Origin of the sequence: Brasilonema sennae CENA114 (assembly GCF_006968745.1) — a bacterium.
Taxonomy (GTDB): domain Bacteria; phylum Cyanobacteriota; class Cyanobacteriia; order Cyanobacteriales; family Nostocaceae; genus Brasilonema; species Brasilonema sennae.
Genome location: NZ_CP030118.1, coordinates 549,159 through 561,976, shown reverse-complemented (window position 1 = coordinate 561,976; position 12,818 = coordinate 549,159). Strand labels below are relative to the sequence as shown.

The following is a 12,818-nucleotide window of genomic DNA, read 5'->3' as shown; positions in this document are numbered from 1 at the left end:
TTATAATTAGGCACATAATTCTATTATCCAATTAACCGCATTTTAGACCTTATATCTCAATACGGTTCAGTTAGAGCCAAAATCCCTAAATTGCCTAGGTTGGGGAGCCACTGCCCTATGGCTAACGCCACGCCATACGGTGAGTCCAGCGCTGCGGGAGGGTCTCCCTCATGTGCCACTTCTGTGCGGAGAGCAGCGCCTTGCGGTGAATCCAGCGCTGCCAAGAGTTGTGCCTTGCGGTGAATCCAGCGCTGCAGGCGGGTTTCCCGCCGTAGGCGACTGGTGAACCCGGAGGGAGCCAGTACTTGATGAGGGTTTCCCGACAGAGGTATCTGGTGAGTCCAGCGCTGCAGGCGGGTTTCCCTCCGTAGGCGACTGGTGAACCCGGAGGGAGCCAGTACTTGATGAGGGTTTCCCGACAGAGGTATCTGGTGAGACCAGCGCTGCAGGAGGGTCTCCCTCCGTAGGCGACTGGCGAACCCGAAGGGCGTCGGGTTAAGCGCGTTGTGGCAACTAGCCCCGATAGGCGTAGCCGTGCCGCAGGCATAGGGGGCGCTACGCAAACGGAGCGGGTTTCCCGCCGTAGGCGACGGGCGTTCCCGGAGGGAGCCAGTCCTTGATGAGGGTTTCCCGACAGAGGGATCTGGTGAGACCAGCGCTGCCAAGAGTTGTGCCTTGCGGTGAATCCAGCGCTGCAGGCGGGTTTCCCGCCGTAGGCGACTGGTGAACCCGGAGGGAGCCAGTACTTGATGAGGGTTTCCCGACAGAGGTATCTGGTGAGACCAGCGCTGCAGGAGGGTCTCCCTCCGTAGGCGACTGGCGAACCCGAAGGGCGTCGGGTTAAGCGCGTTGTGGCAACTAGCCCCGATAGGCGTAGCCGTGCCGCAGGCATAGGGGGCGCTACGCAAACGGAGAGGGTCTCCCTCCGTAGGCGACTGGCGAACCCGAAGGGCGTTGGGGTTCCCCCAAAGTCTGTCGGGGGAAGCAACCCAAGCGACGAACTTTGACCGTTGTGGCGACTGGCTGTCGGGTTCCCAAGGCACGTTTTCGGGGGAAGCTTCCCCCGAAAAGCTGCCGCCCCGTTGTAGGCGGAACGCCTTCCCGCAGGGTAGAATGTGGCGTCAGGCGACGGGCGTTCCCGGAGGGCTATCGGGGAGAACCTCCGGTTCCGCTGCGCGCTCCGCAGTCGCCTCTGTCGGGAGACAAGGACTGCGCCGTGCTGTCTCACCGTGCGCGACTTTAAGCGTTGAGGCATGTGGCGTGAGCGTAAGCTCCAGGAGGGTCAAACTTGTCGTTCCTCGGCAGAAACTGAATTTTCTTTGGAAGCTTTGGGCGATCGCTTTGAACAATGGTTCATGAAAATTTTAGATTTTTGTTATATTTTTGAATTCATGAGCCATATTTTTGGCTCCGATATTGGATTTTGCACGGATAAAAAGATATAAATAGCAAATTGACCTATTGTCAATCAATATTTTTATCATTTGTTCTTAAACATTATTGATGCAATCCAAAACTCAAAATCTCAAAACTAAAATTGTTCCTCCACCTCTCAAACCAGGTGACTTATTACGAGTGATTTCTCCTAGCGGTGCTTTACGGGAATTTGAGGCTTTCCAAAAAGGGGTAGAAATTTGGCGATCGCGCGGCTATCGAGTAGAACTATTTCCAGAGATAGATGACAAATGGGGATATCTAGCTGGTAAAGATGAATCGAGGCGTGAACAACTCGCCACAGCATGGCAAGAGCCAGAGTGTCGCGGTGTTCTGTGTACTAGAGGTGGTTTCGGTAGCAGCCGTATTTTGGAAAATTGGACATGGCAGAATTTAGAAAACTCAGCGCCAAAGTGGCTTATTGGTTTTTCTGACATCACCGCGCTTTTGTGGAGTCTTTACACAGCAGGAATTTCTGGTGTTCATGGTTCCGTGCTGACAACTCTAGCTTGCGAACCAGATTGGTCAATTCAAAGGTTATTTGATTGTGTGGAAGGTCGTCCTCTTGCACCTTTAAAGGGTTGTGGTTGGGGTGGAGGTGTGGTCAATGGTATCGTGTTACCAGGTAATCTTACGGTGGCAACTCATCTACTTGGTACGCCAATGCTACCAGATTTGGATGGTGTGATTTTGGCATTGGAGGATGTGACAGAAGCTCCGTACCGCATTGACCGCATGCTAACACAGTGGCGGATGAGTAGTGTTTTATCAAAAGTTAGTGGAATTGCACTGGGTAGCTTTAGCCGTTGTGAACCACCTGCAAATGTTCCTAGCTTTAGTGTTGAGGAAGTGTTGCGCGATCGCCTAGGAGATTTAAAAATTCCCATTGTCTCAAACCTGCCTTTTGGTCATGACGCTCCCAATGCAGCTTTACCTGTGGGAGTTACAGTTGAATTAGATGCAGACCAAGGTATTTTGAATATACTCTAACCAAGCAGCGGTGTTAATCTTTATTTCTTAATATGAGGGTTAGGTTCACCAAAACAAACTTTGTGATCAAGGTCACGCCCACTTAATTGCATTCTGAGTTCTGAGTTCTGAGTTCTGCGTTCTTCTTCTTTAATATTTATGAAGTTTTGAGTGCAATTTGAATAGAATTTTTACGAGCAACGCTTCAAAAGCAAGTCTTCTTAAAAAAGGGCAATCCTAGGATGATAAGCTAAACAATGACATAAAAAAGAGTTTAGGATGAACTGTTAAATGGGTATTTCCTCCAACGCTCCTTATCTTCTCAGGGCAGCTCGTGGTGAAGCGTTAGACCGTCCACCCGTATGGATGATGCGACAAGCGGGACGATATATGAAAGCTTACCGAGATTTAAGGGAGAAGTATCCTTCTTTTCGTGAACGCTCGGAAATACCGGAAGTAGCGATTGAAGTATCCTTACAACCGTGGAAAGCCTTTCAACCAGACGGAGTGATTTTGTTTTCTGATATCGTCACACCGCTACCTGGTTTAGGTATTGATATGGATATCGCTGAAGGTAAAGGACCAATCATTCACTCGCCGATTCGCACCTCAGAGCAAATCGATAACCTGCATGCTTTAGAACCGGAAGAATCGCTGCCTTTCATTAAAACAATCCTACAAGCATTACGGCAGGAAGTAGGCAACGAATCAACTGTGTTGGGCTTTGTCGGTGCACCTTGGACATTAGCCGCTTATGCGGTAGAGGGAAAAGGTTCAAAAACTTATTCCATCATCAAAAACATGGCGTTCTCAAATCCGACGCTGCTGGATAAGTTGCTGACAAAATTGGCAGATGCGATCGCCACTTATGTCCGCTATCAAATTGATTGTGGCGCACAAGTTGTGCAAATGTTTGATTCTTGGGCAGGACAATTGAGTCCCCAAGATTATGAAACCTTCGCACTACCCTATCAGCAGCGCGTTTTCCAGCAAGTCAGAGAAACTCATCCTGATACACCCCTGATTCTACTGGTGAGTGGTAGTGCAGGTTTGCTTGAGAGGATGGCACTATCAGGCGCGGATCTAATCAGTCTAGACTGGACAGTAGATATGGCAGACGCACGGGAAAGATTAGGCAAGCACCTCAAAGTGCAGGGAAATCTTGACCCTGGTGTGCTGTTTGGTTCTAAGGAATTTATCCGCGATCGCATTTACGACACTGTTCGCAAAGCTGGCAATAAAGGGCACATTCTTAACCTTGGTCACGGTGTTTTACCAGAAACTCCAGAGGAGAATGTTGCTTTCTTCTTTGAAACGGCGAAGCAACTTAGTAGTGCAGTTGTATGACAAGCCGAAGTCAGGGGCGCAAAGCCGCCGCGCCTCCTGAGTGTCGAATCGCTATGGCACAGTATTTCCTTTAAACATATGTTTCAGTCTATTCACCTTGAAAGGGGTGTTAGGCTGAAATCGCAACTGAAATCGTGAGGTAATCAGTTAAAGCGTAGGTGGAAGGTGATTGGTGGGCAATTGCCGCTCTCGTAATGCTACTTTGTAAAGAAAGACACTTAGATGTTCCATCTAAAGCAGCATTCTATGAAACGTCGTACTTTTCTGAGCTTGGCGGGTAGCAGTCTAGGAGTAGCAGCGGGAATACACTATGGACAGGCGCAATCAGTCACAAAAATGGATGAACTCTGGTTAGCTTTAGAACATTGGCTGGGTCAGCAACTCCCCGAAGTACTTGCCGACCTCAACCCCGGATGCTCGAACAAGGAACTCAGTGAGTTAGAGCGTCGCTTGAATTGCAGGCTACCGGAAGACTTTAAGGCTTTCTACAGGCGTCATGACGGGCAAAAGGGAGAGACCACAGGGTTGTTTTGTGGTTTGCCTGTTCTAAGTACGCAGGCTCTCTACAAGCATTGGGACGGTTGGCGCGAGATTGCTGACGAAGATCAAGAGATCGCAACCGAGATTACCGGCGAATCCTACCCTAATGGCGCAATCAAGCCCACCTACATTAACGTCAAGTGGATACCTCTTACGTATGACGGGGGGAGTAATCACCTCGGAATAGATGTAGACCCCGGTCCCGCAGGCGTGGTAGGTCAGGTAATTAACTTCGGGCGCGATGAGAACAATAAGTTTGTGGTTGCTTCTTCGCTCTCCAACTTCATCGCTTGGATGCTCGCCCAGTATCAAAGTGGCAATTACAAGAGCAGTGAGCGTTCATTGGATCTCAAAGAGCCACGGAATAGCCATTTCTTGGATGTCGTGCCACTGCTGTTTGGCAGACCCTAACCATCGCCCGTCATGAATGCAATTTAGATGTTTCAGAAGTTATAGGGTGGACACTGCCCACGGAGTTTGGTAGGGGACAGTTAAGGAGAATGTTGCTTTCTTCTTTGAAACGGCAAAGCAACTTAGCAGTGCAGTTGTATGATCAGCCGAGGTTAGGGGCGCAATCTTTTGTGTCCCCTGGCTGTCTGCCAAACTAGATCAAAAGGCTGGCTTTTGTTCCTTACACCTAGAGTCGTTATCCAAAGCAAATGTCTGTGATACAGCACAATTACCCTAGAGCGATTGACTTTAGCCAAAGGGATTCCCTGAAGCAGATTCTAGTTGATTCTCCCGTCCTCACGAGCTATGAGGTTAGTTGGGACACGATTCACTTTCTGTATCATCGAGAACCTGCGCACGAAACTCCTGAATGTCAGTTTAAACAACACCTTATCAGTATCTATCTCAAGCCATTTGAAGCAAGACGGTGGGTTAATGGGCGATGGTGTCAAGAAAATTATCAAAGTGGCGACATTAGTCTGTTTCCAGCTGATCAAACGGCTCCTAAATCTCAGTGCGATCACGAAGATGAGTGCATCCATCTCTGTTTAGAAACGCCATTTTTTGAGCGAGTTGTTTATGAAGCGGTGAATACTAATCGCCTTGAGATTGTACCAAACTTCAAATTTCGGGATGCGCTGATCCAACAGATTGGACTAGAACTCAAAACAGAACTGGAATCAGGTGGCGTTGAAAGCCGTCTCTACGCCCAATCAATGGCAACAGTTCTGTGTGTCCATCTCCTACGTAGATATTCGACCTGTCAACCGATAATCAAACAGTATGCTGATGGACTCCCCAAGTGGAAGTTGGATCGGGTGCTCACCTACATCCAAACACATTTTGACCAAGATATTAGTCTAACGGAACTTGCTGACCTCGTTGAGATGAGTTCTCATTATTTCGCTTGCCTGTTTAAGCAATCCATCGGTTTTTCTCCACATCAATACCTGATTGATTGTCGAATCAAACGTGCAAAACAACTGCTGCGAGAGCAAAAATTGTCTATTGTAGAAATTTGTCAGCAAGTTGGCTACCAGAGCCAAAGCTACTTCACTAAGGTTTTCCGAAAACACACTGGCATCACGCCCAAGAAATTTAGAGACTCACTCTAAACTCTCGAAAGAAAATTATCGGAAGATTGAAACAATTTTCGGAACAACAGGCAAGACAGCAGCAGAGAACGATTGTTAAACTTCAGCAATCATCAATAAAATCGCTACCTTCTGTAGGGAGTTGAAAGATGTCTGAAGTTACTCGAAAGGTTATCTTTCTGATTTGCTTTATCGTTGTATTTGTGATTCGCTTTTATTTCGCCCGACTGGTAAAACAGAACAAGATTACAGATGACCGTAGAACAACTCAGGAGAAGTTATCACTGTTGTTAACATTTCTAGGAATGTTTATCCTGCCTCTAGTTGGCGTCTTTACACCTTGGCTCGACTTTGCTGGGTATAACCTACCTGATTGGACTGGTTGGTTTGGTACAGTTTTTTTTGTATTGGCTATCTGGCTGTTTTGGCGTTCTCATACAGACTTGAGTTTGAACTGGTCAGCCTCGCTAGCAGTTCGGGAGAATCATTCTTTAGTTGATACTGGAGTATACCGATACATTCGCCATCCTATGTATGCAGCCTTTTGGCTTTGGGGAATTGCCCAAGCTCTCCTTTTGCACAACTGGATTTACGGTTTGTCTTATATCGTATCATTTGTGCCGATGTATTTAAAGCGAGTACCTCAAGAAGAGCAGATGATGCTTGATACATTTAGGGAACAGTATCAAGACTACATGTCTGGTACAGGGCGAGTGATTCCAAAATTTTTACTTTAGAAAGTTACTTTGAATTTTGAAACTTTTTTACCATTCACAATTCATAATGCATAACTCCTGAATCTTATTTGAAACTCTCTATGACCCAGAAACGGATTTTAGTCACGGGTGCAAGTGGTTGTATCGGTCACTACATAAGTGAAGCCTTAATTCAAGAAACAGAATACGAACTGTATCTGCTGGTTAGGAATCCAAAGAAACTGCAAGTCGATACTCAAGCACGTCCTGGTGTGACAGTCTTGCAGGGTGATATGCAAGAAATAAGTAAATTTGCCGACTTGTTGAAAACGATAGATACTGCAGTACTAACAGCGACGGCTTGGGGCGGTGAACAGACTTTTGATATTAATGTCCATAAAACCCATGAGTTGCTCAACTTGCTAGATCCAGACAAATGCCAACAAGTGATTTATTTTTCCACAGCTAGCGTTTTGGATCGCAACAATCAACCTTTGAAGGAAGCAGGCGAACTGGGTACAGATTATATCCGTTCCAAGTACGATTGTTTGCATAAGATATCGCAGTTAGCTATAGCCCCCAAAGTGACGACTGTTTTTCCTACTTTAGTGCTGGGGGGCGATGCGGAAGCCGCCGCCTTCGGCGGTCGCAATAAACCCTACTCACATGCTACATCTGGTATTCCAGAAGTAACGAAATATATAGATTTGATTCGCTTTTTTGAGGCAGATGGCAGTTTCCACTTCATCCACGGGCGAGACATTGCCACTGTCGTGCGGTATTTGATTGATAATCCTCCCAAAGAAGACGAACCGCGCTCATTTGTTTTAGGTCAGAAACAGTTAACTGCTAACCAAGCAATTGAAGAAGTTTGCGCCTACCTTGGGAAAAAGATTTACTTTCGCATCCCTCTATCTATATCTTTAGCCAATTTAATTATCGTTTTGTTCCGCATTCAGATGGCTGCCTGGGATAGATTCTGTATGAACTATCGGCATTTTAGTTACGAAAATTTTATTAATCCCGGCAGTTTCGGTTTACCAAATTACTGTGCGACGGTGAGTGATGTTTTAAAAATCAGTGGTGTTAAGCCATTTATCAAGTAAGGTCAGTTTCGTTGAATGACCTCAAAAGCGTTACCAACCCGTGTAAAAAACCTGCACCTCCTCGCTTGCTACCGTGTACACACATTTCACTCAAAACCTCACCCTCGCTTTTTGCTACGCAAAAATCTTTCCCTCTCCTTAATAAGGAGAGGGATGCCCGACAGGGCAGGGTGAGGTTAAAAGTAGGATCTTCCTACTATGGACAAGTTAAGGGATTTTGTTCCTAAGGAGTTTGTAATGAGCGCTTAACTACCTTGAGTCTAGGAGTAAGAACTTTGGACTTGATAAGCAACAGCAAGCGCCGATAGCGGTGAAAACCTTGTATTGCCTTTTGGACAGGTGGAGAACTTTGGGCGACTGATCCCTCAAACCATAAACCCTGATTATAAGCAAATCTTGCAGTCAAAAAAGATTTAGCAACATTTACCCAAGAGTAAGATTGAGCAAGAGAATTAGTATTCTCACTATGACCTGCTTCCCAAGGAAAATCTCCCCAAGCCTTCGCCTCTGTATAAGAAGGGTTTAACCAAAATGACTGAAGCACATCTGCAGAAGCTTCACGCACATCTGCCCACGGATTCACTAAGTTTGAATCAAGTAACAGATTCTCTGTAAAAGAGTAAACTGCCTTCCTGACAACTGGTAGTCCCCAGTCGATAATCCTTTGATTATGTTCTTCCTTGAAAACTGGTCGAACTTGATCCCCTTCCTCCATGAAGCCAAGCACGGTACCATGATCTGCACTACAAAACATTTCCAAAGGAACAATACCCAACTCAGGTAAAACATCTTTAAAGCCAGTTCTTGTCCGTTGATCAAAGAAATAGCCTTTCTTAGAGTCAGATTGATTTCCCTTGGAATTACTTTTGAGGCCGTAAAATAAACCCACATCAAGTGTGGCACCGTTGGCATTGACAAGTGCCGCTAACGAATCATATGAACTGCCAAACCAACCAACATCAACTAATCCCTTTGGCGTTGAGTCAAGCACTCCCTCTTGTTCTAGATATTTCATCAGAACTTGTTTCTTCTGTTGTGCTTTCTGAAGAATGAGGTCACTGACTTCAGGTTTGTCAAGGACTGGGTGCAACAGCTGTACCTCTTGTGGACTGAGAATTCGCAACCAATCTTCTTCTTTGAATCCAACAGCAGCCAAGCTATCACGAATCTCTTGGGGAGCAATAGAAACCCGCGCCAGAAAATCTTGAATAGATAGGGTACTTGTGCCATCCAAAATCCAGCTTGGTCTTTTCAGCATCTCCAATGCCTGCTGTTGATCAAGACTGACGACTGCTGGCAGATTCCACGATAATCTACTGCCATAGATATAGCGAAGTTCGCAAGGAAAGTTGAGCTTGGCGACTAATCTACGCGCTATTTCCAGCAAAACTTGACCATCTCTCGACACAAAGTAGAGCCGTTTTAAACCCATCCGCTGAGCCTGTTGGAGTATCCAGAGAACATAGCCGACTAATGTCGGGGCTACCACACCTGCAGCGGCATCACGCAAAGCCTCTTCTTTTGATGATGATACCGGAACTTGCAAGCGCACTAGTCTGGAGGCACCAGCCATAGCAGAAGATAAACCCTCTGTCGCATAGGAATGTGACTCTAGTTTTTGCTCATATCGATTCAAGTTGCCTTCGGAAAAATGTTGAGCTTTCAACCCAACTTTTTTAGCCCCCTGAACATCAATACGCAAATCATTACCATAATGAGATACTTCCGCTGGCGAAACACCCTCACGACTGAGCAATTCTCGGAAAAGTTCACCTGTTCCCTTGGATTTTCCGTATTCATAAGATACATACAGTTCATCACCATCCACCCAGAACGAATGACGCATTAACTGGTCTTTGATGAACTCAGCAGGCAAATACATATCGGAGACGAAAACCACACGCTTGTTTTGCTTGCGGGCAGCCTGTATGAGATCTCTTGCAACCGGGATCGGGCGAATCAGCTCAGATTCCAAGGCACATTCAATGTGCATGATTTTTTCGCATTGCTCATCAGTGAGTCGCAGGGCGATCGCAACTTCCGTGTAGATTTGCTGCAAAGAATATTTTTCACCCACATTGCTGTATGCCCGGAACTCAGCTGTAGTGCGAGCATGAACGAAGGCTTCAGGTGTACAGTGAATCAGAGATTGATTGGCTAATCGCTTACCTAGCAAAAGAAAGAACGCTTTTGGTGTTCCCACAGTTCGTGTCAGAACGGTGTCGAAAACGTCAAATGAGGAGATTTGCATTGTGTTGTGTTAATGTATTCGTTTTTAGTAAAAATTAGCTAAAAGGATGTTTTATAAGTATTGTTTGAAACACACCGATCTTCAAGATCTCCTTAGATCCTTTTGGGAAACGAGGTAAAATTCCCCCCTTGGGAAGGGGGATTTAGGGGGATCTACGACAATTTTGTATACTCAATTAAACTTTCCAAACATCCTCTAATGAACACCAATTCTATGGATCATCAAGTTAAGGCTAAATTAAACCAAAACTTGTGTCTGACATCCCTAACATAATGTCTTAAAGCAATTTCTTTACTAGCAAATTTATCTGGATAAATAAATTGGTCTTCTACATTGAGAACATATCGTTGCGAGCACAAAGGCTTGCCATGATTCTGGTGGATTGTCAGATGCACCACTGTTTGTTCAGTAAAATACGAGGGAACTCCTTCCATCTTCGCCAAACGTTCAATAGCAAAACTCCAATCCAACTCGTGCTTGAATAAAATAAATCCAGCATTGATTGGATTTAACTTCTCGGAGTCATCGCAAATAATTCTGTCATCTAATGAATTAGAGCAATCAGGTAGATATCTAGTGTATTGATCATCTGAAGTAGCTAACTCAACTAAGTCAATTCCACCTGGGAAAAACAAAATATCTGAATCAGTGTAGATCGTTGGACCATTCACAGGAATTGACATTAATGCCGATAACTTTCTGCCCATTGTATGGTGTTGAGCATATTCAGAAACACATTCAGGCAAGTCGTTTCTAACAAGTTTTTTTAAAGGCACCACCTCAACACAGGGATGTATGCGGCACAGTAAACGACAACTATCATCAGTATAGCTACCATCAGAAATAACAGTGAATTTTTCTGGAATACCTACATAACGGATGAATGACCGAATACTTACCACTTGTTCTGGCAAGTCCCGCTCGCATGATAAAGAATAAATCTTAATTGGAACTTTTCGATTTTGTTTTATAGGAGCTTTGACCAACTTAACAACTATGTCTCTATAAACAGAACGAATAAATTGCCCTTGAAATTTTGCTGTATGATAGCCTATGTTTACCATTTGTTTATCCTTAAAAAAATATAATTTACGACTACAGCTACAGTCATACTTAAGTATATAGATTGGTCGCTGCAATCCTACTTAGGCTGAAACGAGATCAATTTATATTAGACTTTATGGATACTAAATATAAACTCCGGAATGAATTCCTAATAGTTTTTTGATTAGTTTTACCAAATTTCTCTGGTTAGTTAGAGAACGTCTGAATATCAAATTGCATATGTACAATAGATTAATTGCGTGGAAATACATGGTCAATAAAGATTTGTTTTTTTTACATATTTTTTATATTCACCAGACAATATATGTCGCTATTCCTAATTTTATGAGTGACGCATTGACATGAAAGTTATTATATTTTATAATTTGATAATTTTAGTGCTTGTCATCTTAAGCGCTTCGTGTTAAAGCTCTCCAGAGTATCCCATTTTGGAAAATACGCCCAGCGAATAGAATTCAAAGGCTATACAAACTTAAGTCTGTGGGCTAAATACGCCGAAATCGAATCCTCCCTAACACTCCCACCCCTTGAAGGATACTCCTAGCAGATTAACGGCGATATGCGAACGCAAGTGCGTGCAGCTTTGCGCAAAGCGCAGACGCATAAAGGCGTATGGCACTCGTTGCTCTAGTTTTCCGTAGAAAGCAGCAATACTTTTTCTAGAAATTAATGCAGTTATCACATGCGAGAAAGCTCTGCTTGTTCTTGCTACCAATGTTTAAAGTTGAGGTGCAGCGTCAAATCTCACCGATGAAACAGACTGATGATAACTTTTTATACTAGAAGTATTTGGATATATATATAGCTCAAGTGTCTGATCTGTGGTTGCACTTGTATCAAAAAAAATGATAATATACCCAAGTTTTGGCAAAGCCAGTCAGAATATCACGAAAAAAATATCAAAGATCCTCCAATCTGTATTTAAATCCTGCTATTTTTATCCTGAAAAGCATTTTGCTACAGGAACTTCTATAGTTGTTTGTACGAATTGGTTACTGAGCAATGACTACTATTGAGCCAAAAAACCAGACAGATATGTCCGATATGCAGGAACAATCATCCTCCTCATCAAGTCAAAAAATGTTGTTATTTACTTTGAAGATCATTGAGTATTTCTTTTTAGCTGCTTTTATTGGTTCAGGTGTTATTACTTTTGTTCTTCCAGACAATCCAACAGTCGTACTCACTGGATCTATTTCTTTGGCTATCTTTGTTTTTCTGTTCCTCATCAATCAACAAGTGTTTCGGGTTTCTAGTAACGCCGCTTCTAAACTCGATCTACAGAGAAAAGCCGAACTCTATCTAATGAACAGTAACAATCACTCCACAAAGAACCCGATTGCCCCAGCCAGAGAAAAGGCTTTACAGTATTCCCAAGAGTTGATTGACGATTATAAAAAAACTCGAAATCTATCGAGAAATCTTTACTATAGTTTGCAAATCGGAACCATTGTTTTCTCAGGAGTGACACCAATTTTAGTTTTGGTAGACAAATTGGAACCAGGTCAAAGTTTACTGAAGTGGCTACCCGTAATCTTTCCAGCTATTGCCTCCATAGTTGCTAGTGTAGTCACCTCGTTTCCTTTTCAGGAAAATTGGATTTCTGCTAACACGACAGTTGAATCGTTAGAAGCGGAACAAGAAAAATTTGTCTTGGGAATAACTCCATCTTATCGTTGCTATGACTCAGTTGACGAAAGCCAACAACAACAAAAGGCAAAGGAGGCAATAGAAAACTTTATTACTCAAGTGAATAATATTCACCTCAATCAATTGCAAGCAGTGACTGAGAGTCAGAAAAAAGAGGAGAAGACACAGCCAGCAGATCAATCTACCCAGTCAAACTCACAGCAAAGTTAAAAAAATA

General features: G+C 44.1%; 11 protein-coding genes. 8 read left to right on the top strand and 3 right to left on the bottom strand.

The window, feature by feature from the left end; all coding sequences use genetic code 11:
- Positions 1–56: 56 nt before the first annotated feature.
- Positions 57–1,043, bottom strand: coding sequence for a hypothetical protein (locus DP114_RS02345; RefSeq protein ID WP_172195112.1), 987 nt, complete (start codon positions 1,041–1,043; stop codon positions 57–59).
- 210 nt (positions 1,044–1,253) lie between these two features.
- On the opposite strand from DP114_RS02345, the gene DP114_RS02340 reads away from it, so the two are divergent.
- The 7 genes from DP114_RS02340 (at position 1,254) to DP114_RS02310 (ending at position 7,635) form a co-directional block, all read left to right on the top strand.
- Positions 1,254–1,445, top strand: a complete 192-nt coding sequence (locus tag DP114_RS02340; RefSeq protein WP_169268735.1) for a hypothetical protein — start codon at positions 1,254–1,256, stop codon at positions 1,443–1,445.
- 58 nt (positions 1,446–1,503) lie between these two features.
- The gene (locus tag DP114_RS02335; protein WP_169268741.1) at positions 1,504–2,424 is read left to right on the top strand and encodes a S66 peptidase family protein; all 921 of its coding nucleotides are present in this window, start codon (positions 1,504–1,506) and stop codon (positions 2,422–2,424) included.
- A 270-nt stretch (positions 2,425–2,694) separates the two neighbouring features.
- A complete protein-coding gene (gene hemE, locus DP114_RS02330) occupies positions 2,695–3,750 on the top strand; it encodes a uroporphyrinogen decarboxylase (RefSeq protein ID WP_169268740.1) in 1,056 nt (351 codons plus the stop codon).
- 246 nt (positions 3,751–3,996) lie between these two features.
- The gene (locus DP114_RS02325) at positions 3,997–4,701 is read left to right on the top strand and encodes an SMI1/KNR4 family protein (RefSeq protein WP_169268739.1); all 705 of its coding nucleotides are present in this window, start codon (positions 3,997–3,999) and stop codon (positions 4,699–4,701) included.
- Positions 4,702–4,955: 254 nt separating this feature from the next.
- The gene (locus tag DP114_RS02320; protein WP_246163032.1) at positions 4,956–5,855 is read left to right on the top strand and encodes a helix-turn-helix transcriptional regulator; all 900 of its coding nucleotides are present in this window, start codon (positions 4,956–4,958) and stop codon (positions 5,853–5,855) included.
- 128 nt (positions 5,856–5,983) lie between these two features.
- Positions 5,984–6,571 (top strand): protein-S-isoprenylcysteine O-methyltransferase, encoded by a 588-nt coding sequence (locus DP114_RS02315; protein ID WP_171975340.1) that lies wholly within the window; start codon positions 5,984–5,986, stop codon positions 6,569–6,571.
- An 80-nt stretch (positions 6,572–6,651) separates the two neighbouring features.
- A complete protein-coding gene (locus tag DP114_RS02310; protein WP_169268736.1) occupies positions 6,652–7,635 on the top strand; it encodes an NAD-dependent epimerase/dehydratase family protein in 984 nt (327 codons plus the stop codon).
- A 223-nt stretch (positions 7,636–7,858) separates the two neighbouring features.
- Here the strand turns inward: DP114_RS02310 and DP114_RS02305 are convergent, their stop codons facing one another.
- Together DP114_RS02305 and DP114_RS02300 are read right to left on the bottom strand one after the other, a co-directional pair.
- Positions 7,859–9,886: an HAD family hydrolase gene (locus DP114_RS02305; protein ID WP_171975339.1), complete on the bottom strand. Its 2,028-nt coding sequence runs from the start codon at positions 9,884–9,886 to the stop codon at positions 7,859–7,861.
- Positions 9,887–10,107: 221 nt separating this feature from the next.
- Positions 10,108–10,950 carry a hypothetical protein gene (locus DP114_RS02300; protein WP_169267368.1) on the bottom strand — a complete coding sequence of 281 codons (843 nt, stop codon included), beginning with the start codon at positions 10,948–10,950 and terminating at the stop codon, positions 10,108–10,110.
- A gap of 1,003 nt (positions 10,951–11,953) precedes the next feature.
- Between DP114_RS02300 and DP114_RS02295 the strand changes: the two genes are divergently transcribed.
- The gene (locus DP114_RS02295) at positions 11,954–12,811 is read left to right on the top strand and encodes a DUF4231 domain-containing protein (protein WP_171975338.1); all 858 of its coding nucleotides are present in this window, start codon (positions 11,954–11,956) and stop codon (positions 12,809–12,811) included.
- Positions 12,812–12,818: the final 7 nt, after the last annotated feature.

What these genes read in the sequence shown, in the direction of transcription:
- DP114_RS02315 (WP_171975340.1), top strand. Translation starts at nt 5,984, where the DNA reads ATGTCTGAAGTTACTCGAAAGGTTATCTTTCTGATTTGCTTTATCGTT.
- DP114_RS02310 (WP_169268736.1), top strand. Translation starts at nt 6,652, where the DNA reads ATGACCCAGAAACGGATTTTAGTCACGGGTGCAAGTGGTTGTATCGGT.
- DP114_RS02335 (WP_169268741.1), top strand. Translation starts at nt 1,504, where the DNA reads ATGCAATCCAAAACTCAAAATCTCAAAACTAAAATTGTTCCTCCACCT.
- DP114_RS02305 (WP_171975339.1), bottom strand. Translation starts at nt 9,886, where the DNA reads ATGCAAATCTCCTCATTTGACGTTTTCGACACCGTTCTGACACGAACT.
- DP114_RS02325 (WP_169268739.1), top strand. Translation starts at nt 3,997, where the DNA reads ATGAAACGTCGTACTTTTCTGAGCTTGGCGGGTAGCAGTCTAGGAGTA.
- DP114_RS02295 (WP_171975338.1), top strand. Translation starts at nt 11,954, where the DNA reads ATGACTACTATTGAGCCAAAAAACCAGACAGATATGTCCGATATGCAG.
- hemE (WP_169268740.1), top strand. Translation starts at nt 2,695, where the DNA reads ATGGGTATTTCCTCCAACGCTCCTTATCTTCTCAGGGCAGCTCGTGGT.
- DP114_RS02340 (WP_169268735.1), top strand. Translation starts at nt 1,254, where the DNA reads ATGTGGCGTGAGCGTAAGCTCCAGGAGGGTCAAACTTGTCGTTCCTCG.
- DP114_RS02300 (WP_169267368.1), bottom strand. Translation starts at nt 10,950, where the DNA reads ATGGTAAACATAGGCTATCATACAGCAAAATTTCAAGGGCAATTTATT.